Consider the following 24,664-nt stretch of genomic DNA (forward strand, 5'->3'; position numbering starts at 1 on the left):
GCCTTATTTATTGTTGCCAGCTCCCGTGCCGTAGAGACCGTTGTTGAACCCGCCCGCGCCATCGGTCTTGTGATCCTTGCCGGCGCTGGGGCCTCGCTCCGCGCCCGCCGCATCCTTCGATTGCGGCTTTTGCGACTCATGCACCGTCACGCCCGCCGGATTCGCACGCGAAGTCGAATCAGAGGCGCGACTGTCTTGCGAGTCGGAGCCGGAGCCCTGGACGATCTGCGCAAAGCCGTAAGTGCTGAACACCGTCGTGCCGATGGCAACGATAGCAGCGACCATCTTCGAGGTGCGGTGTGATGTGTTGGACATGGCGTTCCCTGTATGAATCGATGACCTTTCATCGAGCAGGAACGATGCCCGGCAGTGAGCACCGGCAACCCCTCGCGCAGCTTTCGCGCGAACGGATATGACAATAGCGCGCGCCGAAGCGCGGAATTTCGCGCCGCCCGGCGCGAGTGGCGAAAGCGGTTTTTAGGCCGCTTTCGCCCACAGCCTGTTCGTGGATTTCTTGCGGCTTCCCGGGCCGCTCGGCCCTTTGCTGCTCACGGAATCGAGCGCCGTCGAAAGCGCTTCGATGCGCTGCTTCTGCGCCGGCACGAGCGCGAATCCCGCCGATACCGCCGCAAGCCGCTCGCGCCAATAGTCGACGTTGAGCGTGCCGGAAGACTGGTTGTTCATCGTGCGAAGCTGCGCGACTGCGCGCTCGATATGCTGAAGTTCGAGATCCGCCATGGCCGAGGGCAAGAGACTGCCCTTGGTCTCACTTTTCTTTTTTTTCATTTGTGGTCTTCCTCTCGGCAGGCAAGCGCCCGATGAAATCGCTCATCGTTGCGCTACGCCGTAGCCGCTTCACCCCGTACCCCGATCACCCACGCCGGTTCTGGTCGAACCGGCGTGAGCGCCCCTTACTCGTCTTTGTTTTCACGACTCGTGCGGCGACGACATCCCCATGTCAACGCCTTGCGAATCGTTGAAAAAATAGTCGCAAACGGCGAGGCGGCGCTCCGTCTGGCATCGCACATTCAAGCAGGCGCGGTGCGGCGCTATGTGCGCTGCGCCCCGCAAAGGGCTGATGAGATTCGGAAGGATGCGGGACTACCCGCGAAGACGAAACTGCTACTCGGACGCGCGCTTGCCGCTGCGGCTGATCTGCGCTTCGAGCGCCTCGTCGAGCTTGCTGACCTTGCGCGGCTTGCCGGGCTCGCGCGCGTTGACGAAGGTGACGAAATCGTCCATTGGCATTGGCTCGGAGATCTTGCGCGAGCCTTCCGCCGATCGTTCGATTAGATAGAAGTAGCCGCCGGGCATGGAGACGGCCGCATAGTGCGCGTTGCCGCTACGCGTTTTAAGCCGTTCGACGGCGTTGATGGCTTTGGTCGAGCGCATTTGAATTCAGGGCGCGCACTTCTTGCCAGCGCCTTCGATCCAAAGATTCGATGCGTGGCGCTCGCCGGGATAAAAGCGGTACGTGGTTTCGCCGTTGTCGTAGCGGACCTTGACGACGTTCGAATCGCCGAATTCGAGCATGGTGCCTTGCGGGATTGGCGTCGACTTGTATTTGGTGTCGTGCTTCTTTGCTTCGTCGGTGATGCACTGGACGATTTCGCCGACCCGGTTATCCGTGGATGCGGCTTCGACTTCGGGTTGCCCGGCATCGGCGTTATGAAAACGGCCGCACGCGGTAATGAGCAAAGGCAGCGCTAGCGCCGCGACAAATTTCTTCATGAGTCTCCCGAATGACCGTTGTTCTCTGCAAACCCGCATTAGAGCACAGGGCCTTTACAGTTCGATAAGGCGGCCATGCGGCAAGGTTCGCGCTCGATGATTGGGCAGCAAAGTGCGCGCCCGCTCAAGCATCCGGCGGCACGCCCAGCAATGGCAACGTCGCGCCGACGATGCCAGAGAACACCGGCCCCGCCACTGTCCCGCCGTAATACGTCGTGCCCGACGGCTCATCGATCATTACCGCGACGATCACGCGTGGATCGCTCATCGGCGCGATGCCAACGAACGACGCGCGATACTTGTTCGCCGCATACGACCGCCCGATCTGCTTCCTCGCCGTGCCGGTCTTGCCGCCCACGCGATAGCCTTCGACCGCGGCGGCGCGGCCGGTGCCGTTCGGGCCCATCGCCATTTCCAGCATGTTGCGCACGGCCTTCGCGGTGGCGGGCTTCGTGACCTGCAACGGGTCGCGGCGCGTTTCGCCCTGAATCAGCGTGGCCGCGTGAAAGCGCCCGTCGCCGGCATAGGCCGTATAGATTTGCGCAATCTGCACGAGCGATAGCGACATGCCGTAGCCATAAGCCATGGTCGCCTGCTCGATCGGCTTCCAGCGCTCGGGCGCGCGCAACCTGCCGACCGCCGCACCCGGAAAAGTCAGCTCCGGCGCGCGGCCGATGCCGTAATCGCGGTACTTGTCCCAGATGGTCTGCGCGGGAATCTGCAGCGCGAGCTTCGTGAGCGCGACGTTGCTCGACATCTGCACCGCCTCCGACACGGTGATGACGCCGTGATTCGACGTATCGTGGATCACGTTCGGGCCGATCTTGAGCGTGCCGGGCGACGTATCGATGCGCGTCTCCGGCCGCGTCTTGCCGAGGTCGATGGACAACGCGGCGACCAGCGGCTTGATGGTGGAGCCGGGCTCGAAGGTATCGGTGAGCGCGCGATTGCGCAGTTGCTCTCCGGTCAAATGGCTGCGGTCGTTCGGATCGAAGGTCGGATAGTTGGCGAGCGCGAGCACTTCGCCGGTCTTGGCATCGAGCACGACGACACTGCCCGCGCGCGCCCGATGCTTCGCAATTGCCGCCTTCAGATGCGTATGCGCGAGCTGCTGAATGCGCCGGTCGATGGTGAGCGCAATGGTCTCGCCGTTTTGCGGCAAGTCGGGCTCGCCGATCTGCGAGATCACGCGCCCGAGCCGGTCGCGAATTACTTCGCGCTGACCCGCTTCGCCTGTCAGACGCGCGTTCGCCGCGAGTTCGACGCCTTCCTGACCGTTGTCCTCGTTGTCGGTGAAGCCGACGATATGCGCCGCCGATTCGCCTTCCGGATAAAAGCGCTTGGTGTCCGGCACAAGCGTGATGCCCGCGCGCCCAATCTGCGCGATCTTCTCCGCTGTCTCGGCCTCCACTTGCCGCCGGAGCAACACGAAGCTGCGGCCGGTTTCGACGCGTCTTTGCAAATCGCGCGCGGGCATGCCGAGCAGTTGGGCGATGTCGTCGCCGCGCGTGCCGTCGAAGAGTTTCGGGCTTGCCCAGACTTCATACGTCGACAGGCTGACGGCGAGCATGGCGCCGTGACGGTCCACTATCTTGCCGCGCGTCGCCTGCAAGGTGAGCGTGCGCTGATAGCGCTTCTGACCTTCGCCGATATAGAACTCGCGGTCGACCACCTGCACCCACGCCGCTCGTCCGGCGAGCGCGAAAAAAGCCGCGGCAAGGCCGATCACCACGAGTTGCGAACGCCACGCGGGCAACTGCCGCGCGAGCATCGTACTGCGATGATGAGTCTGAAAATCGCTGCCGCCGCGCGTCTTTTTCTTGAGCATCGTGGTCTCGTGCGTGTGCTGGGAGTGGGATCGGCGTTGCGCTCGATACGTTACGGGAGCCGCGCGAGCGCGCCATCGAGATCGGCGGCATCCGGCAGACGAATGGCGAACTCTTCCGACAGCACACGCCTTAGTTCTTCTATCGTCTTCAGTTCGCGATGACTCGTGCCTTCGCGGTCGTCGTGCACGCTCAGGCGCCGGTTGAAAAGCCCGTAACGCTTGCCGGGCGCAAGACGTGCCGCGAGCAGGTTGTTCACGAAGACGGAACTCGGGTAAGTCGACACGAAATGGTTCGACATCTCGTAGTCGACGTCGTATTGCGGATCGAGGTCGAAGCGATAGACCGGCTTCCAGTCGCCGTCGATATAGGCGTTCAGGATGTAGCCCGGCAGCATGGTTCCGGTTTCGATGCCGTCGAGCCGGAACGCGCCATGCGGCGTGATCTGTTCTAGCCCGGACTTGAGCGCGAGCGGCGCGGAGAGCGTCATGCCGCCAAAACCGACATCCGTGAGGAAGGGACCTTCGTCGAGATCGACGATCAGCAGCATGTGGGCACGCGGCGGCATGGCGGGATCGTCGCGGCCCCACAGTACACGTCCCGCGTAACCTCGCGCGCGAAAACCGAGCGCTTCTAGTACCCTGCGGAACAGCAGATTGTGTTCGTAGCAATAGCCGCCGCGCGCATTGGTCACGAGCTTGCGCTGAACCGAGGCAAGATCTAGGCGAACGGGACGGCCGAGCAGGACATCGAGATTTTCGAACGGGATGGCTTGCGGGTGCAGCGCATGCAAGGCGCGCAGTGTTTCGAGCGTGGCCGCCGTATGCTGCGTTTGTTCGTAGCCGATGCGTTTGTAATAGGCGGGCAGGTCGATCTTGGTATCGTCGGCATTCATGTGAGGTCCGTGTCGCGTTGATGGTTGATGATGACGCATGCCCCGCACCGCCCGTACCCACGCCGCTGGCGCGCATATTTTACGACACGTAAGGTTGCTAATTACAAAAACCATACGTCTTTATTGCTTCTACCGCAAAGCACTGCAAGCTTTTGAACTGTGCCGCGTCGCTCGGGGTCTGTCCTGAGCACTGCACAAAACGATCAAGGGGCGAACGAGTCATGCCGAACGAGAACAACGAAGCACAGCAATCGAATCCAACGCAATTGAGCGGGCAAAAGCCGGAACAGGCCACGCCGCTTGCCGGCAAGCATCCCGCGCCGCCTTGCACGCTGGTCATCTTCGGCGCGGGCGGCGATCTCACCAAGCGGCTCCTGATGCCCGCGCTCTACAACCTCGCATCGGATGGCCTGCTCGACGACGGCATGCAGATCATCGGCGTCAATCATGGCGAGCGCGAAACCGCCGACTGGCGCGATGAGCTGACGCAGTCGCTACGCAAGTTCGCCGCCGACAAAGCGAGCACGTTCCACACGTCGCAACTCAACGAAAAAGCGTGGAGCTGGGTCACCGAGCGGCTCGAATACTTCGCGGGCGAATTCACCGAAGACGAAACCTTCGAGCGCCTCAAAAGCCGGCTCGCAAAAGCCAAGGGCGGCAACGTCGTGTTCTATCTGGCGGTGAGCTCGCGGTTCTTCGGGCCTATCGTCGAGCATCTCGGCAGCGCGGGCCTGCTGGAAGAGAAGGACGGCAGCTTCCGCCGCCTCGTCATCGAGAAGCCGTTCGGTACCGACCTGGCCACGGCGCAGGAGCTCAATCGCTGCATTCTTTCGTATGCGTCGGAGTCGCAGGTTTATCGCATCGACCATTTTCTCGGCAAGGACACGGTGCAGAGCATTCTCGCCGTGCGCTTTGCCAACGCCATGTTCGAGCCGATGTGGCGGCGCGAGTACATCGATCACGTGCAGATCACGGCGGCGGAAACCATCGGCGTGGAAGGGCGCGGCAGCTTCTACGAACAGACCGGCGCATTTCGCGACATGCTGCCGAACCATCTGTTCCAGTTGCTCGGCATGGTGGCGATGGAGCCGCCCAATTCCTTCGACGCCGAAACCGTGCGCGACAAGAAAGCCGAGGTGTTCGATGCAATCGTGCCGCTGCATCCTAAAGACGTCGTATTCGGCCAGTACGAGGCCGGTCCAGCGGGCAAGGGTTACAAGGAAGAAGACGGCGTCGCGAAAGACAGCCGCACCGAAACTTATGCCGCGGCGCGCGTCTATGTGGACAACTGGCGCTGGGCGGGCGTGCCGTTTTACTTGCGCACCGGCAAGCGCTTGACCGAGCGCCGCACGGAGATTTCGATCTATCTCAAGGCCGTGCCGTTTCGCCTGTTCCGCGACACGCCCGTCGATGAACTCACGCCCAACGTCTTCACGCTGCGTATCGATCCGGCGCACGGCACGAGTTTCGACTTCAACGTGAAGGTGCCGGGACCGATCATGCAGATCGGCGCGGTGCGCTCGGCGTTCAATTACGGCGATTTCTTCGCGGAGCGCGCCAACGTCGGTTACGAGACGCTGCTCTACGACTGCATGCTCGGCGACGAGACGCTGTTTCAGCGCGCGGACAGCATCGAGACGGCATGGGCCGCGGTGGACGACGTACTGCATCCGCATGACGGCGAGGTCGAGGTGCACGGCTATCCGGCCGGTAGCGCGGGGCCCGAGGAATCCGACAAGCTGCTCGCAGCCGATGGCCGCGCGTGGCGCTCGCTTACCGACACCATCAAGAAAACCGACTGATCAAGGGGACGAAAAGCGTGAGCACGACATCCGTAGCGAAAAAAACCAAGAGCCGCACGACCATCGACAAAGGCGCCGCGCGCGCCGAGCGCATTCTCGCCATCGACGTGGGCGGCACGGGCTTGAAAGCCGCAATCATCTCGGAAGAAGGCGAGATGAAGAGCGATCGCCTGCGCGTGGCAACGCCGCATCCGGCGACGCCCGAAGTGCTCGTCGATACGCTCATCAAGCTGGTCGAGCCGCTCGTTGCCGAACCGCCGACGCATATTTCCATCGGCTTTCCGGGCGTGGTGCGCAACAACGTCGTCCTGACCGCGCCCAATCTCGGCAACGAATACTGGAACGGCATCCCGCTCGCGGATTTGATCTCGCAGCGCGTCGGCGGCGTGCCCGTGCGCATGATCAACGATGCCGAAATGCAGGGGCTCGCGGCTATCGAAGGGCGCGGCCTGGAGTTCGTGCTGACGCTTGGCACCGGCGCCGGCACCGCGCTCTTTCGCGACGGCGAACTCATGCCGCATCTGGAACTCGCGCATCATCCAGTGTCGAAGAAGGGCGACGCGTATGACCAATACATCGGCGCGGCGGCGCGCGAGAAGGCGGGCAATAAACGCTGGAACAAGCGCGTTCAGAAGGTCATCGGCATTCTGTCGTCGCTCGTGAATTACGACAAGCTGTGGATCGGCGGCGGCAATGCCGCGAATCTGAAGTTCGAGTTACCGCCGAACGTGGCGGTGGTGTCGAACGCGGCGGGCATCGAAGGCGGTGCGAAGCTCTGGCATCCGCGTTCCGTGCGGGAAACGCGTCAGTTGCCGCATTTCAATACGCAGCACGCGGACAAGGAAAAGGGAGCGCAAGCATGAGCGCCGCCGATATCCGCTACGGCCTCCATAGCGCAACCGGCGACGGCGCCGCCGCGTTCGAGGCGCTCGCGAAGGTCGAACTCGTCGTCACCGATTGCGACGGCACGCTGCTCTACACCGACAAGACGCTCGGCGACAAAGCCGTCGACGCCGTGCGGCGCCTGCGCGAAGCGGGCGTGCAGTTCACGGTGGCGAGCAGCCGGCCGGGCAAGGGCATGCGTCATATCGTGAAGACGCTCGGCGTGGATTTGCCGTTTGGGTCCTACAATGGCGGCAGTCTGGTTCAGCCGGGAACGTGGGAAACGTTCGCCGCGCACAAACTGCCGCGCGATGCCGTGCAGACCGCGCTGGACACGCTTGCCGAAACGGGCGTGGATGCCTGGGTGTTCATCGACGATAACTGGTACTTGACCAATCCCGATGGCGAATACGTGCCGCTCGAAACGCGCACCGTGGGCTACGAAGGCGTGCGCGTACAGCGCTTCGACGAACTCGATCTGTCGGCGGTGGACAAGATCGTCGGTTCGACTTCGAATGCGACGCTGATCGAACAGGTCGAGAAACGGTTGGAGGAGCGGCTGAAGGATCGCGCACACGCGGCGCGTTCGCAAACCTATTACCTCGATGTCACGAGCCTCGAAGCTAATAAGGGCGACGCCGTGCGCGAGCTGGCGAAGCGCGCGAATGTGCCGCTGGATCGTGTGGCCGTGCTCGGCGACATGGGCAACGATGTCGCCATGTTCGAAATTGCAGGTGTGTCGATTGCCATGGGACAAGCGTCGGAGGCCGTGCAACGACGCGCGAGCCTGGTTTCGGCGAGCAATGACGAAGACGGTTTCGCTATCGGCCTCGACGCCATATTGGCGATGCGGGCCGCTCGATAGCTCGATTAAGCGAAACGTACAGACATCGACGCGTGGCGCAGCCTTGGCGGTTTGCCCGACCGGGCTGGCTAGCGGCCGCGTCGAAGTTGTGAAGATCCGCTCAAGGTAATGCACGCGTTTGCCGCGGATCGGGCGGGCGCGTTCCTGATCAAACCGTTACCGCATGTACGACGTTGCTGCTTAACGACGGCGCATCGGCGCACGCGGGCCGCCGCTGCCTGCGCGTTCGTCCTTGTGCCGGAAGTTAATGCGGCCCTTGGTCAGGTCGTACACCGACAATTCCAGCGTCACGCGGTCGCCCGCGAGAATACGAATGTGGTTCTTGCGCATGCGGCCCGAGGCGTATGCGCCCACGACGACGCCATTGTCCAGCGTCACGCGGTAGCGACTGTCGGGAAGCACTTCATCAACGATACCGTCGAGTTCGAGTAGTTCTTCTTTCGCCATATGGAGCTCCTGTTGAAGTAGTAATCATGGGTGCCGCGCCGTTGCCACAGTGCCTCGCCGCGGAAGTCGCCAAAAAGGCGGGCGGCGCTGCACGGGCGTGGTCGCTGCAGGGCGGCGTGCATCGCAAACAAAGCGCGAAAGCGGTGCCCGACGCGCCCCTGACGATGAGCGCGCCGCGTCTCAATTCAGGCCCGAGAGCTTGACGGACAGAGGCCGGAACGACATGGCGGCTCGGAAGTGAGCGCCTGGCCGGCATGACCGGGACGGCGACATCGGCGTGGCCAAGGCCGTGCAGGACCTTGAATTTTGCCGACGTGCGGTTGGTGCGGTACAGGTGAAGCTTAGAGTGAACGTGTCGAATGCGCGCTGGCAACAGTCTGGAGGAGATATGAGGCCGTTTCGCGTCAATTCAAGCTACCAGCTCTGAACCGGTGAGCCTGCCGACAGACCCTGAAGCCCCTCGCGCCGACATGTTCTGTTAGACAAATGAAATCGCGTTTTGGTTCCGTTTTGGCGCCAGGCGCGAGCTCCGCAAGACAGCATTATAGCCAACCTGCCTTCTTGAAGCGCCAATATAGTACTAAATCCACCGCTAGCATGACAGCAAGACATGCAGGATAGCCGTAAGCCCAGTCCAGCTCGGGTATGCGATGGAAGTTCATCCCGTAGATGCCGGCGATCATGGTCGGTACGGCAAAGAGCGCGGCGAACGAACCGAGACGCTTGGTTACTTCGCTTTCCGAGAGCGCGATCAGGCCGAGATTCACCTGTATCGCGGTGACGATCATTTCGCGACGTCCTTCGATGGTCTTCACGATTCGCAGCAAGTGATCGTACACATCGCGGAAATATTCCTGCATGCCCGCGCACACCCCCGGCGAGCGTCCGCCATACAGTTTGCTGACTGCTTCGAGCAACGGTGCCGTGTGATGTTGCAGGATCGTCATGCGGCGCTTGAGCGAATAGAGATCTTCGATGATCTCGCGCGAAGCCGTCGAGCCGTTCTGTTCGAAGATGCGCTCCTCGACTTCATCGAGTTCCGAGCCGAGCGATTCCAGCACGGGAAAGTAACGATCGACCACCGCGTCGAGCAGCGCGTACATCACGAACGCCGGACCGTGCTTGAGCAAATGCGGCTCGCGCTCGCAGCGCTTTCTGACTTCCTGAAAGCCTTGCGTTGTCCGGTTACGCACCGAGAGCACATAGTTCTTGCCGACGAATACGTTCATCTCGCCAACGAGCACTTCGCCTTCTTCATCGAACTCGACAGTGTGGAACACGGCGAATAGCGAATCGCCGTATTCCTCGATCTTCGGACGTTGATGGCCGTTTTGCGCGTCTTCAACCGCGAGTTCGTGCAAGCCGAACTGATGCGTCATGTGGGCGAGTTCGCCGGGACCAGGTTCCTTCAATGCAACCCAGATGAAAGAATCGGGCAGATCGCGATAAGCGTTGATATCGTCGATATGCACGTCCGCGAGCTTCCGGCCGTTTTGATAAGCCGCGCAATTGACCAGCATGGGGCGCCCTTGTTGTGTCGATGTCACGGGCCACGCGTCGATGGGCGCTCGGGCCGCGTCATGTACGAGCGACATGCGAGGGCGCGAGCGCGTGGCCTCTTCATCTCCCGAATCTTAGCGGAAATGCCTCGCCTTGCATGCTCGCTGTTTCCCTTGCTGCAAGAACGCGACGCCTTATTTCGCCGAGTAATCGAGTACGGGAATGGGTTCGGGCGCGGGCAGCGTGGCGACGAGGCCGCCTTGCATCGAATCGAGCCGAGTCAGCTTGCCTTCTACGGTCGCGCCGACATCCATGCGCAACTTTTGATAGTAGATGTTGCCGTGCACGTGAGCGTTGGACTGAAGCTCGACGAAATTCGCGACGGTGACGTCGCCGACCACGCGTCCGTTGATGATCACATCGTGCGCGACGACGTTGCCGTGAATCGCGCCCTGATCGCTCACGACGAGCAGCGACTCGTCGCCCATGCGGCCCGTCACGTTGCCAGTGACCTGACCGTCCATGCGCAGGCCCTCGCTGAATTCGAGGTCGCCCGAGATATGAACGTTATGCGCGATGAGCGTGGCAAGCTTGGCTTGCTTCACGCCTTGAGTGTCTTTCTTCGATGAAAACATATCGAGTCCTTGCAATGCTGTTTGGATGTGACGAGCGACGCCGGCGGCGCGGCGAGAAGCGCATCAACGCTGTTTCTTGAGGAAGGCGAGATCGGTCTGTAATTTCTCGATCTGCGCGGTGGCCTGCGCCGCGCGTTGTTCGAGCGCCGTGCGCGTTGCGGCTTCCTGTTCGAGCGCGAATTGCGCATGCTGAAGTTGATCGCGCAACGTCTGTTCGGGGGCGGGCGGCGCGCACAGCACGTCGAGCTTGCGCGCCTGTTCGTGCGAAGTCTTGAGCGAATAGCCGGCAGCGCCGAGCGCGGCGATGGCGCAGACCGCGGCGATGACGCCCGGTACGAACGCGAGACTGCGCTTGGGCGTGAGCGAGTAGGTGTGGCGCGCGAGTTGCATCGACGCCCGTTTGGAATCAGCCTTGCGCATGAGCGATGCCCCTGAAAAGCATGAGATAGGGCTTCGGATTGATCTGCGCGCCATCGAGGATCACCTCGAAGTGCAGATGCGGTCCGGTCGAACGCCCCGTGGAACCGACTTCGGCGATCTCTTGTCCCGGCATCACGTACTCGCCCTGATGCACGAGCAGTTTCGATGCATGGCCGTAACGCGTGACGACGCCGTTGCTGTGACGGATATCCACCGCATTGCCATAGCCGGAATGCTCGCCGGCCTGGACCACGCGACCGCCCGCACTCGCGAGAATGGGTGTGCCCGTGGGCGCGACCAGATCCATGCCGGGATGGAAACTGAGCCTGCCGGTGAACGGGTCGAAGCGATTGCCGTAAGGCGAGCCGAAGTGCGAGCCCGGCGCGGGATCGCGGCCGGGGTAGGCCATGTAGGCGGCGTAGTGTGCAAAGGTCTTGTCCTGGAGCAGCGAGAGTTTGTCGCCGATACAGTCGATGATCTGCTCGGCGCGCTTCATGCGCTGCCGGGGCGAGCCGGTCGCGCTGCTGTTCGTATCGCAAAGATGCGGCGGCAATTCAGGGCCGCCCGCGCCATCGAGTGCGGGGCCGCCTTCGTCGCTATCGGGCAGCGGCGGGACGTCGTGGACACCGGGTGCTCCGCCCTTGCCGCCGTTCGCGGCCTTGAGGTGAGCGTCGAAATCGTGCAGTTCGCCGACTTGCGCGGCAAGACTTTCCACGCGCGGCGCGAGTTCGATCAGCGAGGCATTGAGACGGCCGAGTTGTTCGATCTCGTAGGAATTGCGCGAGACGAGCGCGTGTTCCTCGCCGAGATGACTACGCCCGAAGATCGTGCCGATGGCAATGCCGAGCGCGAGCGCCGCGATGAGCAGCGCGATCAGCGCGACGACGGCGATTGCACGCGCGGTACGCGCTTCGACGAAGCGAATGCGCTTGCTCGATACCGATCGCCGTGACCAGATGACGAAAGCCATTAGCGAGACGCGCGAGCAGAACGGGCGTCGTGAGCCCGTGCGGATGGAAGCAGGATGGAACTAGGCGAAAGCATGAGGATAGGAGGATCGCGGCGCGGATCGAACATGGAAACCGGCCGGCGATTATGCCGCACGAATGCGCGTATTTGAGGTCTCGAATCAAAATGCTACGAATTCCGTTTTTTGCCTTATTTCTCTCGGAATTAATCAGGATGCCTTGACGTCGACCCACGTCATGTTCGAGTCGCTGCCCATGAGAAACGCGCGGTTGGCGTCCGCTGCTTCGCGCAAGTAATCCCACACTGTCGTGATGCGTCTGAGCTTGCGCAAGTCCTCGCGGCAAGAAAGATAGAACGCCCGCGTCACTTCGACTTGCTCCGGCAACACCGCCTCGAGTCGCGCATCCGGCGCGGCCATGAAGCACGGCAGGATGGCGAGCGCGCGGCCCTGCAACGCGGCGAAGTACTGCCCGATCACGCTCGTGCTGCGAAAGCGCGAAACCGCGCCCGGCACCGCGCGCTCCAGATAGAGCAGCTCGTAGCTGAAGGCGAGATCGTCGATATAACTCGCGAAGCGATGACGCGGCAGATCGTCCTTCGTCTGGATGCGCGGATGCGCGTCGAGATATTCGGCGGTGGCGTAGAGCTTGAGCCGGTAGTCGCAGAGCTTCGTGTAGACGTACTGGCCTTGCTCCGGGCGTTCGAGCGTGACGGCGATATCCGCTTCGCGTTTCGAGAGACTCACGAAATGCGGCACGGGCAGCAGATCGATGGAGATGTTCGGATGCGCATCTTGAAAGCGCGCGAGTTGCGGCGCGAGAAAGAAGCAGCCGAAACCTTCCGTCGAGCCGACACGCACGTGGCCGGACAGCGCGTGGCCCGTGTTGGCAATTTGCTCGGTGGCGGACTGTACCGTGGTCTCGATCGAATCGACGAAACCGAGCAGATGTTGTCCTTCCGCCGTGAGGACGAAGCCGCCACTGCGCGATTTATCGAAGAGCAGCGCGCCGAGTGCGTCTTCCAGCACGCGAATACGCCGCGCGACCGTCGTGTAATCCACGCCCAGCCGCTTGGCGGCGTGGCTCGCGCGCTGCGTGCGGGCAACTTCGAGGAAATAGCGCAGGTCGTCCCAGTTGAGTTTGCTTAGATCGAAGTTCGTGTGTTTTTGCATATCGATCGGGTGTTTTTATGGCGCGTCGATGGACTTTTGCATAACTATACTCAAGGGTACGAGTGCGCTGCATGACGGCGCGCCGATAACGATTTCGGAGACGACATGCTGATTCCCTTGCCGCTGGCCTTCTGGCGCGTCCCGTCGCTTCCGTTCGTCCTTTCTGCATGACATTCCAACAAGGAGACATTCGTGAATATTGCTGCTGAACATCCGGCTCAAGGCGCGGCTCGCGCAGACACGTCGACTCGCACGGCCAAATTGCTGATCGACGGCAAATTCATCGACTCGAAGACTGCGGATTGGCGCGATATCGTCAATCCGGCGACGCAGGAAGTCGTCGGCCGCGTGCCGTTCGCGACCAAGGAAGAAGTCGATGCCGCCGTCACTGCCGCGCACAAGGCGTTTCAAACCTGGCGCACCACACCGCTCGGCGTGCGCATGCGCCTCATGCTGCGCTTTCAGGATTTGGTGCGGCAGAACCTAAAACGCGTGGCGCAGACGCTGACCGCCGAGCAAGGCAAGACGCTGGCCGATGCCGAAGGCGATATCTTCCGCGGCCTCGAAGTCGTCGAACATGCGTGTTCCATCAGCACGCTGCAACAGGGCGAGTTTTCGGAGAACGTCGCGGGCGGCGTGGATACCTACACGCTGCGCCAGCCGATTGGCGTCTGCGCGGGCATCACGCCTTTCAACTTTCCGGCCATGATCCCGCTCTGGATGTTCCCGATGGCGATCGTCTGCGGCAACACTTTCGTGCTGAAGCCATCGGAACAAGATCCGCTTTCGACCATGGAACTGGTCGAACTCGCGGTCGAAGCGGGCATTCCGCCGGGCGTGCTCAACGTTGTGCACGGCGGCAAGGAAGTGGTGGATGCCATCTGCACGCATCCGCTGATCCGCGCGATTTCCTTCGTCGGCTCGACGGCGGTCGGCACGCACGTGTACAACCTCGCAAGCCAGCACGGCAAGCGCGTCCAGTCGATGATGGGCGCCAAGAATCACGCCGTCGTCCTGCCCGACGCCAACAAGGAGCAGACGCTCAACGCGCTCGCGGGCGCGGGCTTCGGCGCGGCGGGACAACGCTGCATGGCGACCTCGGTCGCGGTGTTCGTGGGCGCGGCCAAGGACTGGGTGCCGGAACTCGTCGAACGCGCGCGCTCGCTCAAAGTCAACGGCGGGACGGAGCCGAATACGGATGTCGGGCCGGTTGTATCGAAGGCAGCGAAGGAACGCATCCTCGGGCTGATCGGCCAAGGCGTGGAAGAGGGCGCGACGCTCGCGCTCGACGGACGCGACGTGTCGATCGAAGGCTACGAGAGCGGTAACTTCATCGCGCCGACCATTTTCACGGGCGTCACCACCGAGATGACCATCTATAAGCAGGAGATATTCGGGCCGGTGCTATGCGTGCTGGAAGCGGCGACGCTCGAAGACGCGATCGAACTCGTGAACCGCAATCCGATGGGCAACGGCGTCGGCCTCTTCACGCAAAGCGGCGCGGCGGCGCGCAAGTTCCAGAGCGAGATCGATATCGGTCAAGTCGGCATCAACATTCCGATTCCGGTGCCGGTGCCCGCGTTCAGCTTCACGGGATCGCGCGGCTCGAAGCTCGGCGATCTCGGTCCGTACGGCAAGCAGGTCGTGCAGTTCTATACGCAGACTAAAACCGTGACCGCGCGCTGGTTCGACGACGCCACCGTCAACGACGGCGTCAACACGACCATCGCGTTGCGTTAAACAGGAGACAGCGATGCATATCGGCTTTATCGGACTCGGGCACATGGGTGGCCCGATGGCGGCGAATCTCCTCAAGGCCGGTCACGCGGTGACGGCGTTCGATCTTTCCGCGCCCGCGCTCGATGCGGCGAAAGCGGCAGGCGCGACGCTCGCCGCGCGCCCGAGCGACGCGGTGCGGGACACGGAAGTGGTCATCACCATGCTGCCCGCCGCCGCGCACGTGAAGGCGGTCTATCTCGGCGATGACGGCGTGCTCGCGGGCGTCAAGGCAGGCGTTCCGCTCGTGGACAGCAGCACGATCGACCCGGCGACCGCGAAGTTCATCGGCGCGGCGGCGGCGGAGCACGGCAATCCGTTCGCGGACGCGCCGGTGTCCGGCGGCGTGGTCGGCGCGCAGGCTGGCACGCTCACCTTCATGGTCGGCGCGGAAGAAGCGCTTTTCGAAACCTTGCGTCCCGTGTTGGCGGGCATGGGTAAAAACATGGTGCGTTGCGGCGAAACCGGAACGGGCCAGATTGCGAAGATCTGCAATAACCTGCTGCTTGGTATTTCGATGATCGGCGTAGCCGAAGCAATGAAACTCGGAGAAACGCTCGGTATCGATCCTTCGAAACTGGCGAGTATTGTCAATACATCGACGGGGCGTTGCTGGAGTTCGGATACGTGTAATCCCTATCCGGGTATTGTCGAAACCGCGCCGGCTTCGCGCGGATATAGCGGGGGCTTCGGCGCGGATCTCATGCTCAAGGATCTCGGCCTTGCAGTCGATGCCGCGTGCGGCGCGAAACAGCCCGTCTTCATGGGCGCCCTGGCACAACAATTGTATCAGTCGATGAGCCAGCAGGGATTAGGCGGACTCGACTTTTCGGGCATTATCAAGTTATACGGAAAAACCCAGGAGCGGTAACGCAGATTAAGCAATAGGTTAATTAGGCACGCACGTGCGTGCCTAATTTGTCTTAACGTAATAATCGCTTTATTAAGCTGCACTGCACCATGTCGCTTTAAACCCCTTACTGGGTGGAATCATCGGGATAACGATGATTCGCTTTCTCGAAAATTGTCCTATTCTGAAAGCACGACGCCCTTGTACTGTTAAAACACGGCTGCAATGGCGTTACTGGATGCAGGCGATTAGCCCGGCCTGTCGGGCGCTCAGACGAGGAGTACGCGATGCAAGTAACACGACACTTAAATATGGAATTGCGGCACGCCACGCTGCCGACTTATGTAGCCAGCTACTTTTTCCCGTTGCTGTTATTGGCATACGAAATCTGGCGAGTAGGGTCTTATGTTGCGATCAACGGCTTTAATTTCATGAACTTCAACGCGATGGGTTATGAGTTCGCGCTGATGATCGCCGTGTTCGCCATGCAGGTCATCGTTGAAATTGCTTTCCTGGCGGGCGCGGTTTTGACGAAGCATAAGGACGTGGGGCATCGCCTTGCGAATTTGTCGCTGGGGCTGTTCTGTTCGCTCGTCGTGCTCGGTTTTGACCTTGCACTGCAATATGGCTTGAGCCAAAGCTAAATCACGCGTTCTTGCTCTGAGTCAAAAAGGGCCGGCTGCTTTTGCAGCCGGCCTTTCTCGTTTCTGGCGTTCAATAACCTGCGGCGCTGGGCAATCCCGGTGGCGTCTCCGAGCGTTCTTCATAGCACTTTCTATTCGCATCTTTTAACGCGGTGCGCAATCCTTCTTCGACAACCGGGTGATAGAAAGGCAGCTTCAGCGTTTCGTCCAGCGTCAAGTCGAGTTGCAATGCCCAGGCGAGTAAATGCCCGAGATGTTCCATCGCCGGGCCGCAGCCTTGCGCGCCGCGCAGCTTGCCGGTTTTGGCATCGGCGTAAATATGGAGAAGGCCGCGATTCTGCCGCATTACCCGACTGCGTCCTTGCGTCTCGAACGATACTTCGCCCGTCACCGTCATCTGCTTGTCGAGATCGTCGTAGGCTGCGCCGACGATCGCCACCTGCGGCTCGCAGAACACGATGGAAAAGGGCACCTTGCGCTTGACCGGCTTCACGTCCGGGAAGCGCGCGGCATTGTCGCCTGCGAGCTTGCCTTCGTCGGCGGCATCCTGTAGCCAGGGACGGGTGCCGTCGCAATCGCCTGCAATGAAAATCGCGCTCTTGCCGCATTGCATGGTGTTTTCGTCGAAGAGCGGAGCGCCCTTGTCGTTCAGCTCGATGCCCGTTTTGCCGAGGTCGAGCGGCTTTAGATTCGGCGCGCGTCCGGTCGCGGCGAGCACGAGATCGAAGCGCTCGATGCGCTCGTCGCCTAGGGGCGTCTTGAAGCGCAGCGTCGGTTGCCCGTCCATGAGCGACATTTCGTCGATCTTCGCATCCGCATCGAGATAGAACTCGTCGGCGAGCGCGGCGGCGAGCGCATCGCGCACGGGCGTGTCGCTGATCGCGCCGACGCCGCCGCCTTTCGCGAACATGAATATTTCGACGCCCAGCCGCGACAGCGCCTGTCCAAGTTCCAGCGCGATCGGTCCCGCGCCGAAGATGGCCATGCGCTTCGGGAACGTGTGCAGTTCGAACAGATTGTCGCTCGTGATGAGTTTGTCCTCGAAAACCTTCAACTCGTCGGGAATCACGGGCGCCGCGCCCGTCGCGATCACGATACGTTTCGCCTCGATGCGCGTCTCGTCGCTGACGACGAGCGTCGTCGGCCCGTCGAAGCGGGCGTGGCCGCGCAGGATCGACCCGTCGGGAAACGACTCCGTTTCCTCGATCACGCTATTCACGAAGTGATCGCGTTCGTGCCGCACATAGTCGAGCACGTGCGCGAAATTGGCATCGAGCGCATGCGTGCCTTCGATACCGCGCGGAGCCAGCGCGTGCGCGTCGTGCAGGCCATTCGCGGCGGCGAGCAAGAGCTTCGACGGCATGCAGCCGATGCGCGCGCACGTCGTTCCCAGTTCGCCGCTTTCGATCACGACGGCCTTCGCGCCAGCCTCGCTTGCCGCGCGAAACGCGGCGAGACCGGCCGTGCCCGCCCCGATCACGGCGACGTCTACTGTGATTGTCTTCATCGTATGTCCCGTTGGTTATGTGGTTGCGGCCCGCTGGCCTTCGTTTGTTGTCGGGACGAACAGATCATCCGTTGTCGGCGAAACCGGGGTAAAGCGTCATGCCGCCGTCGACGAAGAGCGTCGTGCCGATGACGTAATCGCTGTCGTCGGAGGCGAGCCAGACCGCCGCGCGCCCGATGTCTTCCACTTCGCCGACGCGCCCATAAGGCACGAGCGTGAGCAGCCGGTCGAGCGCTTCCTGCGTGTCCCACGCGTCCTTGTTGATCGGCGTGCGGATGGCACCGGGCGCGATGGAATTGACGCGGATGCGCAGCGGCGCGACTTCCTGCGCGAGCGACTTCATCATCATCTGAATGCCGCCTTTCGACGATGCGTAGTTCACGTGCCCTGCCCACGGAATGATCTCGTGAACCGAACTCATGCAAATGATCTTGCCGAGCGCCTTCGACACCGGCCGCGGCCCGCGCCGCTGAAACTCGCGTACCGCGCGCTGCGCGGTGAGAAATTGCCCGGTCAGGTTCGTGTCGATAACCCGGCGCCAGTCGTCGAGCGTGAGTTCGGTGAACCTCGCGTCCTTTTGCAGGCCGGAGTTCGCCACGACGATATCCACCGTGCCATAGCGCTTGACGACGGCATCGAACATGGCGTCGGTTTCGTGTTCGTCGGAGACGTCGGCGGCGACGGCGAACGCATCGCCGCCATTCGCCGTGATCTCGGCGGCGAGCTTTTCGGCGGGTTCCGCGTGCGAGTGATAGTTGATGGCGACTTTCGCGCCAGCATCGGCGAGCGACTGGGCGACACCCGCGCCGATGCCGGAACTCGCGCCCGTGACGAGCGCGATCTGGCCTTCGAGGGATCGTTGCATGAGCGTTTCCGTGTGATTTGCGTCACGTGGCGGCAAGCAAGGTGCGCGCCCGGCACGTTCACGCGCCGAGCACGCCCTGATAGACCTCCGCGTAGCGCAATGCCGCCGTCTCCCAGCCGAAGTTCTGCGTCATTCCGCGTTTGACGACGGTCTTCCACTCCGTGCGACGCGCTTTCAACGCGAACGCGCGCCGGATTGCGCCGACGATTCCCGCGCGGTCGAAGACATCGAAGGTAAAGCCGGTCGCGAGTTCATCCGCGAGATTTTCCAGCGAGCAATCGACGACCGTATCCGCAAGCCCACCCACGCGATGCACGAGCGGTGGCGCGCCATACGACAGCGCATAAAGCTGCGTGAGTCCGCAAGGCTCGAAGCGCGACGGCACCATGACGACATCGCTGCCCGCGATGATCGAATGCGAGAGCGTTTCGTCGAAACCCAGTTCGACGGCCACCGCGCCCGGATGCGCGAGCGCCGCGTTCTTCATGCCGGTTTCGAGCGCCGGGTCGCCCGTGCCGAGCACGGCGAGCTGGCCGCCGCGCTGCACGATATCCGGCACGGCGGAAAGAAGCAGGTCGAGACCCTTCTGCTCGGTCAGGCGGCTGACGACGCCGAAGAGCAGGGCGTCGTCATCGCGCGTGAGGCCCATGCGCTCCTGCAAGGCGGCTTTGCATTTGCTTTTCGCCGATGGCTTCGCGGCCGTGTAGCGCGACGCGATGGAGTCATCGACGGCAGGGCTCCAGATCGAATAATCGACGCCGTTCAGAATCCCGGTGATGTCGTGGGTACGCGACTGCAACAGGCCATGCAGACCCGCGCCGTGGGCTTGCGTCTGGATCTCGCGGGCGTAAGTCGGACTCACCGTGGTGATGCGGTCCGCGTAGTAAAGCCCGGCCTTCAGAAACGAGACATGGCTGTAGAACTCGACGCCATCGACCGCGAAAAAGTCGCCCGGCAATTGCAGCGCGCCGAACTCGGACGCGGGAAAGACGCCCTGATACGCAAGGTTGTGCACCGTCATCACCGTGGCGACGCGCGGCGCGCCTTCACGCTCGAACGCGCGCATGTAGGCGGGCGCGAGGCCCGCATGCCAGTCGTGCGCGTGCACGATCTGCGGCTGCCAAGCGGGATCGGCGCCGCCAGCGATACGTGCCGCGCTCCAGCCGAGCAGCGCGAAGCGCCGGTCGTTGTCCGCATACGGGCGATGCGCGGCATCGAGATAAGGATTGCCCGGACGGTCGTAAAACTGGTCGGCCCGCACGACGTAGACGATTACGCCATGCGGCTGCAACACACCGCGTTCGAGCCGCACATTGCCGGCACCGAACGCAGCGCCCAGATCCGCGACGGGCTCGATGCCGGTGAGACCTTCGAGCACGGCGGGAAAGCCCGGCAGCACCACGCGCGCGTTCGTGCCCAGTTGCGATTGCGCCGGCGGCAGCGCCCCGACTACGTCGGCGAGGCCGCCGGTTTTCAACAGCGGAAACATTTCTGCTGCAACATGCAGCACGCACACGGTCATCGGCGCTCCCGTAGGTTGAGTTGACTACTTTGTGGCTTCAACGATCCGCGAGCCGCTGCAACGCTTCGCGCGTGACGAGCGTGACGCCGGACTCCGTGCGGAAAAAGCGCGCGGCATCGTCGTCCGGATCTTCGCCGATCACGAGACCTTCCGGTACCGTGCAACCGCGATCGATCACCACGCGCTGCAATCGGCAGCTCGGTCCTATCGTCACCTGAGGCAACAAGACTGCCTCATTGATGTTACAGAACGAGTGCACCCGCACCGCCGACGAGAACACCGACTTCGAAACTTGCGAACCTGAGATCACGCAGCCGCCGCAGACGAGCAGATTGGTGATCGCGCCTTGCTGGCCGTTGAGATCGCGCACGAACTTGCCTGGTGGCAACTGTTCCTGATTGGTCCAGATCGGCCATTTGCGGTCGTACAAATCCAGTTCGGGGATGGTCGATGCAAGGTCGAGGTTTGCGGCCCAGTAGGCATCCACGGTGCCGACATCGCGCCAGTAAGCGGGCGCTTCGGGATCGGCGCTGGAGGTCACGCACGACATGCTGAACGGATGCGCGATGGCCGTGCCGCTCGTCACCACGCGCGGAATGATGTCCTTGCCGAAGTCGTGATCCGTGTTCGACGCGGCGATGTTCTCTTCGAGCAGGTGGTAGAGATACTTCGCGCTGAACACGTAGATGCCCATGCTCGCGAGCGCCACGTCGGGCTTGCCGGGCATGGCGGGCGGATCGGCGGGTTTCTCCAGGAAGTCCGTCACGCGGCGATTTTCATCGACATGCATCACGCCGAAGGCGGTCGCGTCCATGCGCGGCACTTCGATGCAGCCGACCGTGCAATCCGCGCCGCTCTCCACGTGGTCGAGCACCATGCGCGTGTAATCCATCTTGTAGATGTGATCGCCCGCCAGCACGATGATGAACTCCGGCGCAATCGACCGGATGATGTCGAGGTTCTGGAACACGGCGTCGGCCGTGCCGCGATACCAGCTCGAATCGACGCGCTGCTGCGCCGGCCAGATATCGATGAACTCGTTGAACTCGCCGCGAAGGAAACCCCAGCCGCGCTGAAGATGGCGCAACAGCGAGTGAGCCTTGTATTGCGTGACGACGGCGATACGGCGGATGCCCGAGTTGAGGCAGTTCGATAAAGCGAAATCGACGATGCGGTACTTGCCGCCGAAGTGCACGGCAGGTTTGACGCGCCTGTCGGTAAGCGGTCCGAGACGAGTGCCGCGCCCTCCGGCGAGGACGATTGCCAGGGTCGACTTTTGCAAATCGGTGCGATTCTTTGACGACGTCTCCATGTCAGCTCCTGATTTGACCTGCGACTAGTGAATTGATGCTGCTCTCTTGTTCGTCCTCGTATGCTGGCGGCGCGCGAGCTCGCTGGCTTGGGGTAGGTCCATGAGTTCGCGCGCACGAACAGGGTGGAAGCATTATCCGGTGCGCGTCGGCATTCGTGTACCGATGTCGCTCTTTTTTTGTTCCACCGATCCGCGCTGCCGCGCGCAGTGCACGGAAATGCTGGCGGCATTTTCGAGCAAACAGCGTGCCGAACGCCCGTGCGGCGGCCTTCTTGGGTGTTGCAGTTGCGCAATTTATCGTGCGTGGACGATGCCGCGGTGCGTTAAGGCACGGCACAATACGGCTATGCAAGCTTCGCGATCCACACGCAACGCTTGCGAGCACGAAGAGAAGCCGCATGCCATGCGGCATTCTCCTGACCGAACAAGCCGCACCCGGGAATCAAAAACATGAACAACGTCCTGAGTATCCAGTCGCATGTGGTGTTCGGCCACGCCGGCAATAGCGCGGCGGTTTTCCCAATGCGCCGTCTCGGCGTCAACGTCTGGCCGCTCAACACGGTGCAGTTCTCCAATCACACGCAATATGGCCGCTGGACCGGTAGCGTGGTCGACGCCGACGAGCTCCAGAGCGTGATCGAAGGTATCGGCGCGATCGGCGTGCTCGGCCGCTGCAACGCCGTGCTGTCGGGCTTTCTCGGCGCGACCGAGCAAGGCCGCGCGGTGGTCGAGATCGTGAAGATGGTGAAGGCGGTGAATCCGCGCGCGCTCTTCTTTTGCGATCCGGTCATGGGCGTGACGGGCGGCTGCACGGTGGCGCCGGGCATCGAAGACTTCCTCGTGACGACCATGCCCGAAGTCGCCGATGCCATGATGCCCAATCACCTCGAACTCGAAAAGCTCGCGGGCCGGCCGATCGAGACGGTGGAAGAAGCCGTCGATGCCTGCCGCGAAGTCATCGCGCGCGGGCCGCGCACGCTGCTCGTCAAGCATCTGCTCGACCGCAACAGTCGCGCCGATACCTTCAACATGCTGGCCGTGAACGCGCACGAAGCGTGGTTCGCGCAGCGTCCGCTGTATCCGTTCGCGCGTCAGCCAGTGGGCGTCGGCGATCTGACGAGCGGTGTGTTCGTCGCGCGCACCTTGCAGGGCGATTCCTTGCGCCACGCGCTCGAACACACGCTCGCGGCCGTCAACGCGGTGGTGAAGACGACTTACGATGCAGGGCGTTACGAGCTGGAGATCGTCGCCTCGCAGGACGAGATCGCAAAGCCCACCGACTGGTTTCCGGCCATTCGCGTGTCGGGCACCGAGATGGCGCGGCGATAGTCCGGCCACGCGCCCCGTATTTACCCTTGGTTGGCTGACAGGACGCGCGGTTGCTTTTGACAAGCCGCCAGATGGGCGTCGATGATTCACCGACCCTCACTCATGGAAGCGCGACATGGCAAAGGCTTTCGCATCCCAGGCGGACCTGGAAGAGAAGAAGATCACCTTCACGCAGCTCTCCGAGAACGCCTGGGCCTATACGGCAGAAGGCGATCCGAACTCGGGCGTGATCGTCGGCGACGACGCCGTGCTGATCGTCGATACGACCGCGACGCCTGCAATGGCGCAGGATCTCATCGCGAAGATTCGCAGCGTCACCGACAAGCCGATCAAGTACGTCGTGCTGTCGCACTATCACGCGGTGCGCGTGCTGGGCGCATCGGCGTATTTTGCGGAAGGCGCGCAGCAGGTCATCGCGAGCCGAGGCACGTACGAGATGATCGTCGAGCGCGGCGAGGCGGACATGAAGTCGGAGATCGAGCGCTTTCCGCGCCTCTTCGCAGGCGTCGAGACGGTGCCGGGCCTGACATGGCCCACGCTCGTGTTCGATCGCGAGATCACGCTCTGGCTAGGCAAGCTCGAAGTGCGCATCGCGCATCTCGGCGCGGGTCACACGAAGGGCGATACGGTCGTATGGCTGCCATCGCAGGACGTGCTGTTTTCGGGCGATCTGGTCGAATACGACGCCGCGTGTTATTGCGGCGATGCCCAGCTCGCGCAATGGCCCACGACGCTCGAAGCCTTGCGCGCGCTGAATGCGCGGAAGCTCGTGCCGGGCCGCGGCCCCGCGTTGCTCACGCCTCAAGATGTGCACAAGGGTCTCGACTACACAAAGGACTTCGTCACGACACTGCTTGCCGCCGGGCGCGAAGCCGTTGCGCAACGACTCGACCTCAAGGGCGCGATGGCGCTCGCACGCAAGTCGATGGACCCGAAGTTCGGCCACGTCTTCATCTACGAGCATTGCCTGCCTTTCGATGTCTCGCGCGCCTTCGACGAAGCGAGCGGCATCACGCATCCGCGTATCTGGACCGCCGAGCGCGACAAGGAAATGTGGACCGCGTTGCAGGAATGATGCGCGCGGCCGTTCGCGTTTGGTCGTCAATCACGCGGTCGCGGCGGCTGCGGCCATTGCCTTGAAGTTCTCCGGCGTGGCGAATGCGAGGTACTGCGCCTGCATGTCGGGCGTGAGGAATTCGAGCATCGTCGAGTTTTCGATCCATAGTTCGATCACGTCGAAGAAATTGCGGCCGCGCGTGCAGCGCACCGCGCGCCAGCCTTCGCGTTCGCCGATGGCGATCACTTGCGCCGCGTCCATCTGCGTGGCAATCGCCATATGAAACGCGCTGTATTGCGGACGGTCGACCTTGCCCGCGCCAAAACTCACGCTGGTTTCCGCGCCGCCGCCGGGCGTGATGACGCGATCGCCCGGATAGACTTCGATGATGCTGCCGCGGTCATCGCCGGCGACGGCCATCCACGAGTCGGGAAACGATGGAAACGGCGCGGCGAAACCGTTCCAGAGTTCGGCGAGCACGTTGGCGACGTTTTGTGGATCGCGGGCGGGAATGGATGCGTGGTAGATCATCGCGAAGGTCTCCGGTGGCTTTGAGGAAGATCGACGGCGATGCTTTCATGCTTGGCAAGTGGCTGTCAATTGGCACTGCTACGAAGCGCGGAAGAGTGCTTAATTTTGGCGTTATTTTGTCAATAAGC

The 24,664-nt window shown here is 62.2% G+C and carries 25 protein-coding genes; 8 read left to right on the forward strand and 17 right to left on the reverse strand.

All coding sequences use genetic code 11. The features are described 5' to 3' along the window. Positions 1-3: 3 nt before the first annotated feature. From ACYQ47_RS02290 to ACYQ47_RS02315, 6 genes are all read right to left on the reverse strand, one after another. Positions 4-315 carry a beta-xylosidase gene (locus ACYQ47_RS02290; RefSeq protein WP_459904342.1) on the reverse strand — a complete coding sequence of 104 codons (312 nt, stop codon included), beginning with the start codon at positions 313-315 and terminating at the stop codon, positions 4-6. Between the two features lie 162 nt (positions 316-477). Then, positions 478-786 (reverse strand): hypothetical protein, encoded by a 309-nt coding sequence (locus tag ACYQ47_RS02295; protein ID WP_244828399.1) that lies wholly within the window; start codon positions 784-786, stop codon positions 478-480. A gap of 336 nt (positions 787-1,122) precedes the next feature. Continuing rightward, a complete protein-coding gene (locus tag ACYQ47_RS02300; protein ID WP_309960608.1) occupies positions 1,123-1,392 on the reverse strand; it encodes a hypothetical protein in 270 nt (89 codons plus the stop codon). Positions 1,393-1,398: 6 nt separating this feature from the next. Beyond that, complete coding sequence (locus ACYQ47_RS02305) at positions 1,399-1,731, reverse strand: hypothetical protein (RefSeq protein WP_250509951.1); 333 nt, start codon at positions 1,729-1,731, stop codon at positions 1,399-1,401. Between the two features lie 124 nt (positions 1,732-1,855). Then, entirely contained in the window at positions 1,856-3,559 is a 1,704-nt protein-coding gene (locus ACYQ47_RS02310; RefSeq protein WP_459904343.1) for a peptidoglycan D,D-transpeptidase FtsI family protein, read from the reverse strand. Positions 3,560-3,609: 50 nt separating this feature from the next. Beyond that, positions 3,610-4,452: an arylamine N-acetyltransferase family protein gene (locus ACYQ47_RS02315; RefSeq protein ID WP_250509952.1), complete on the reverse strand. Its 843-nt coding sequence runs from the start codon at positions 4,450-4,452 to the stop codon at positions 3,610-3,612. Between the two features lie 221 nt (positions 4,453-4,673). Here ACYQ47_RS02315 and zwf point away from each other — a divergent pair, with 221 nt between their 5' ends. From zwf to ACYQ47_RS02330, 3 genes are read left to right on the forward strand one after another with little or no spacing between them, the layout of a single operon-like run. After that, the gene (gene zwf / locus ACYQ47_RS02320; RefSeq protein WP_459904344.1) at positions 4,674-6,254 is read left to right on the forward strand and encodes a glucose-6-phosphate dehydrogenase; all 1,581 of its coding nucleotides are present in this window, start codon (positions 4,674-4,676) and stop codon (positions 6,252-6,254) included. A 17-nt stretch (positions 6,255-6,271) separates the two neighbouring features. Next, a complete protein-coding gene (locus ACYQ47_RS02325; RefSeq protein WP_459904345.1) occupies positions 6,272-7,117 on the forward strand; it encodes an ROK family protein in 846 nt (281 codons plus the stop codon). Next, a complete protein-coding gene (locus ACYQ47_RS02330) occupies positions 7,114-8,001 on the forward strand; it encodes an HAD family hydrolase (RefSeq protein WP_309849607.1) in 888 nt (295 codons plus the stop codon). Before ACYQ47_RS02325 ends, ACYQ47_RS02330 begins: the two co-directional genes overlap by 4 nt. 180 nt (positions 8,002-8,181) lie before the next feature. Here the strand turns inward: ACYQ47_RS02330 and infA are convergent, their stop codons facing one another. The 6 genes from infA to ACYQ47_RS02360 all read right to left on the reverse strand — a co-directional run bounded on the left by infA (position 8,182) and on the right by ACYQ47_RS02360 (position 13,143). Beyond that, complete coding sequence (gene infA, locus ACYQ47_RS02335) at positions 8,182-8,448, reverse strand: translation initiation factor IF-1 (RefSeq protein WP_244828391.1); 267 nt, start codon at positions 8,446-8,448, stop codon at positions 8,182-8,184. 542 nt (positions 8,449-8,990) lie between these two features. Further along, complete coding sequence (corA, locus tag ACYQ47_RS02340) at positions 8,991-9,968, reverse strand: magnesium/cobalt transporter CorA (RefSeq protein ID WP_244829707.1); 978 nt, start codon at positions 9,966-9,968, stop codon at positions 8,991-8,993. A 174-nt stretch (positions 9,969-10,142) separates the two neighbouring features. Continuing rightward, the gene (locus ACYQ47_RS02345) at positions 10,143-10,583 is read right to left on the reverse strand and encodes a bactofilin family protein (RefSeq protein WP_244828389.1); all 441 of its coding nucleotides are present in this window, start codon (positions 10,581-10,583) and stop codon (positions 10,143-10,145) included. A gap of 63 nt (positions 10,584-10,646) precedes the next feature. Further along, complete coding sequence (locus ACYQ47_RS02350) at positions 10,647-11,003, reverse strand: hypothetical protein (protein WP_244828388.1); 357 nt, start codon at positions 11,001-11,003, stop codon at positions 10,647-10,649. Then, a complete protein-coding gene (locus tag ACYQ47_RS02355; protein WP_250493272.1) occupies positions 10,990-11,973 on the reverse strand; it encodes a M23 family metallopeptidase in 984 nt (327 codons plus the stop codon). Before ACYQ47_RS02355 ends, ACYQ47_RS02350 begins: the two co-directional genes overlap by 14 nt. A gap of 207 nt (positions 11,974-12,180) precedes the next feature. Then, complete coding sequence (locus ACYQ47_RS02360) at positions 12,181-13,143, reverse strand: LysR family transcriptional regulator (RefSeq protein WP_459904346.1); 963 nt, start codon at positions 13,141-13,143, stop codon at positions 12,181-12,183. A gap of 192 nt (positions 13,144-13,335) precedes the next feature. Here ACYQ47_RS02360 and ACYQ47_RS02365 point away from each other — a divergent pair, with 192 nt between their 5' ends. The 3 genes from ACYQ47_RS02365 (at position 13,336) to ACYQ47_RS02375 (ending at position 16,413) form a co-directional block, all read left to right on the forward strand. Then, a complete protein-coding gene (locus ACYQ47_RS02365; RefSeq protein WP_459904347.1) occupies positions 13,336-14,883 on the forward strand; it encodes a CoA-acylating methylmalonate-semialdehyde dehydrogenase in 1,548 nt (515 codons plus the stop codon). Positions 14,884-14,896: 13 nt separating this feature from the next. Next, positions 14,897-15,790 (forward strand): 3-hydroxyisobutyrate dehydrogenase, encoded by an 894-nt coding sequence (mmsB, locus tag ACYQ47_RS02370; RefSeq protein ID WP_459904349.1) that lies wholly within the window; start codon positions 14,897-14,899, stop codon positions 15,788-15,790. A 266-nt stretch (positions 15,791-16,056) separates the two neighbouring features. Continuing rightward, positions 16,057-16,413, forward strand: a complete 357-nt coding sequence (locus ACYQ47_RS02375; RefSeq protein ID WP_459904350.1) for a hypothetical protein — start codon at positions 16,057-16,059, stop codon at positions 16,411-16,413. Positions 16,414-16,483: 70 nt separating this feature from the next. Here ACYQ47_RS02375 and ACYQ47_RS02380 read toward each other — a convergent pair whose 3' ends face one another. The 4 genes from ACYQ47_RS02380 to glgC all read right to left on the reverse strand — a co-directional run bounded on the left by ACYQ47_RS02380 (position 16,484) and on the right by glgC (position 21,619). Continuing rightward, positions 16,484-17,920 carry a dihydrolipoyl dehydrogenase gene (locus ACYQ47_RS02380; RefSeq protein WP_459904352.1) on the reverse strand — a complete coding sequence of 479 codons (1,437 nt, stop codon included), beginning with the start codon at positions 17,918-17,920 and terminating at the stop codon, positions 16,484-16,486. A 64-nt stretch (positions 17,921-17,984) separates the two neighbouring features. Next, on the reverse strand, positions 17,985-18,785 hold the full coding sequence (locus ACYQ47_RS02385) for an SDR family oxidoreductase (RefSeq protein ID WP_244828381.1): 801 nt from the start codon (positions 18,783-18,785) through the stop codon (positions 17,985-17,987). A gap of 58 nt (positions 18,786-18,843) precedes the next feature. Further along, positions 18,844-20,307 carry a glycogen synthase GlgA gene (glgA, locus tag ACYQ47_RS02390; protein WP_459904353.1) on the reverse strand — a complete coding sequence of 488 codons (1,464 nt, stop codon included), beginning with the start codon at positions 20,305-20,307 and terminating at the stop codon, positions 18,844-18,846. Positions 20,308-20,344: 37 nt separating this feature from the next. After that, the gene (gene glgC, locus ACYQ47_RS02395; RefSeq protein WP_244828377.1) at positions 20,345-21,619 is read right to left on the reverse strand and encodes a glucose-1-phosphate adenylyltransferase; all 1,275 of its coding nucleotides are present in this window, start codon (positions 21,617-21,619) and stop codon (positions 20,345-20,347) included. 450 nt (positions 21,620-22,069) lie between these two features. Between glgC and pdxY the strand changes: the two genes are divergently transcribed. Both pdxY and ACYQ47_RS02405 read left to right on the forward strand, forming a co-directional pair. Beyond that, a complete protein-coding gene (gene pdxY / locus ACYQ47_RS02400; RefSeq protein WP_244828375.1) occupies positions 22,070-22,948 on the forward strand; it encodes a pyridoxal kinase PdxY in 879 nt (292 codons plus the stop codon). Between the two features lie 115 nt (positions 22,949-23,063). Further along, positions 23,064-24,023: an MBL fold metallo-hydrolase gene (locus ACYQ47_RS02405; protein WP_459904354.1), complete on the forward strand. Its 960-nt coding sequence runs from the start codon at positions 23,064-23,066 to the stop codon at positions 24,021-24,023. A gap of 30 nt (positions 24,024-24,053) precedes the next feature. Here the strand turns inward: ACYQ47_RS02405 and ACYQ47_RS02410 are convergent, their stop codons facing one another. Further along, the gene (locus ACYQ47_RS02410; protein ID WP_250526631.1) at positions 24,054-24,536 is read right to left on the reverse strand and encodes a hypothetical protein; all 483 of its coding nucleotides are present in this window, start codon (positions 24,534-24,536) and stop codon (positions 24,054-24,056) included. Between the last annotated feature and the right edge of the window lie 128 nt (positions 24,537-24,664).

The organism is Caballeronia sp. HLA56 (assembly GCF_054655155.1).

Bases quoted from the DNA above. Each gene is read 5' to 3' on its own strand.
- ACYQ47_RS02355 (WP_250493272.1), bottom strand. From the start codon at position 11,973: ATGGCTTTCGTCATCTGGTCACGGCGATCGGTATCGAGCAAGCGCATT.
- ACYQ47_RS02385 (WP_244828381.1), bottom strand. From the start codon at position 18,785: ATGCAACGATCCCTCGAAGGCCAGATCGCGCTCGTCACGGGCGCGAGT.
- glgC (WP_244828377.1), bottom strand. From the start codon at position 21,619: ATGGAGACGTCGTCAAAGAATCGCACCGATTTGCAAAAGTCGACCCTG.
- ACYQ47_RS02295 (WP_244828399.1), bottom strand. From the start codon at position 786: ATGAAAAAAAAGAAAAGTGAGACCAAGGGCAGTCTCTTGCCCTCGGCC.
- ACYQ47_RS02290 (WP_459904342.1), bottom strand. From the start codon at position 315: ATGTCCAACACATCACACCGCACCTCGAAGATGGTCGCTGCTATCGTT.
- zwf (WP_459904344.1), top strand. From the start codon at position 4,674: ATGCCGAACGAGAACAACGAAGCACAGCAATCGAATCCAACGCAATTG.
- ACYQ47_RS02310 (WP_459904343.1), bottom strand. From the start codon at position 3,559: ATGCTCAAGAAAAAGACGCGCGGCGGCAGCGATTTTCAGACTCATCAT.
- corA (WP_244829707.1), bottom strand. From the start codon at position 9,968: ATGCTGGTCAATTGCGCGGCTTATCAAAACGGCCGGAAGCTCGCGGAC.
- ACYQ47_RS02405 (WP_459904354.1), top strand. From the start codon at position 23,064: ATGGCAAAGGCTTTCGCATCCCAGGCGGACCTGGAAGAGAAGAAGATC.
- glgA (WP_459904353.1), bottom strand. From the start codon at position 20,307: ATGACCGTGTGCGTGCTGCATGTTGCAGCAGAAATGTTTCCGCTGTTG.
- ACYQ47_RS02350 (WP_244828388.1), bottom strand. From the start codon at position 11,003: ATGCGCAAGGCTGATTCCAAACGGGCGTCGATGCAACTCGCGCGCCAC.
- ACYQ47_RS02360 (WP_459904346.1), bottom strand. From the start codon at position 13,143: ATGCAAAAACACACGAACTTCGATCTAAGCAAACTCAACTGGGACGAC.
- ACYQ47_RS02410 (WP_250526631.1), bottom strand. From the start codon at position 24,536: ATGATCTACCACGCATCCATTCCCGCCCGCGATCCACAAAACGTCGCC.
- ACYQ47_RS02300 (WP_309960608.1), bottom strand. From the start codon at position 1,392: ATGCGCTCGACCAAAGCCATCAACGCCGTCGAACGGCTTAAAACGCGT.
- ACYQ47_RS02380 (WP_459904352.1), bottom strand. From the start codon at position 17,920: ATGAAGACAATCACAGTAGACGTCGCCGTGATCGGGGCGGGCACGGCC.
- pdxY (WP_244828375.1), top strand. From the start codon at position 22,070: ATGAACAACGTCCTGAGTATCCAGTCGCATGTGGTGTTCGGCCACGCC.
- ACYQ47_RS02375 (WP_459904350.1), top strand. From the start codon at position 16,057: ATGCAAGTAACACGACACTTAAATATGGAATTGCGGCACGCCACGCTG.
- ACYQ47_RS02330 (WP_309849607.1), top strand. From the start codon at position 7,114: ATGAGCGCCGCCGATATCCGCTACGGCCTCCATAGCGCAACCGGCGAC.
- infA (WP_244828391.1), bottom strand. From the start codon at position 8,448: ATGGCGAAAGAAGAACTACTCGAACTCGACGGTATCGTTGATGAAGTG.
- ACYQ47_RS02315 (WP_250509952.1), bottom strand. From the start codon at position 4,452: ATGAATGCCGACGATACCAAGATCGACCTGCCCGCCTATTACAAACGC.
- ACYQ47_RS02345 (WP_244828389.1), bottom strand. From the start codon at position 10,583: ATGTTTTCATCGAAGAAAGACACTCAAGGCGTGAAGCAAGCCAAGCTT.
- ACYQ47_RS02305 (WP_250509951.1), bottom strand. From the start codon at position 1,731: ATGAAGAAATTTGTCGCGGCGCTAGCGCTGCCTTTGCTCATTACCGCG.
- mmsB (WP_459904349.1), top strand. From the start codon at position 14,897: ATGCATATCGGCTTTATCGGACTCGGGCACATGGGTGGCCCGATGGCG.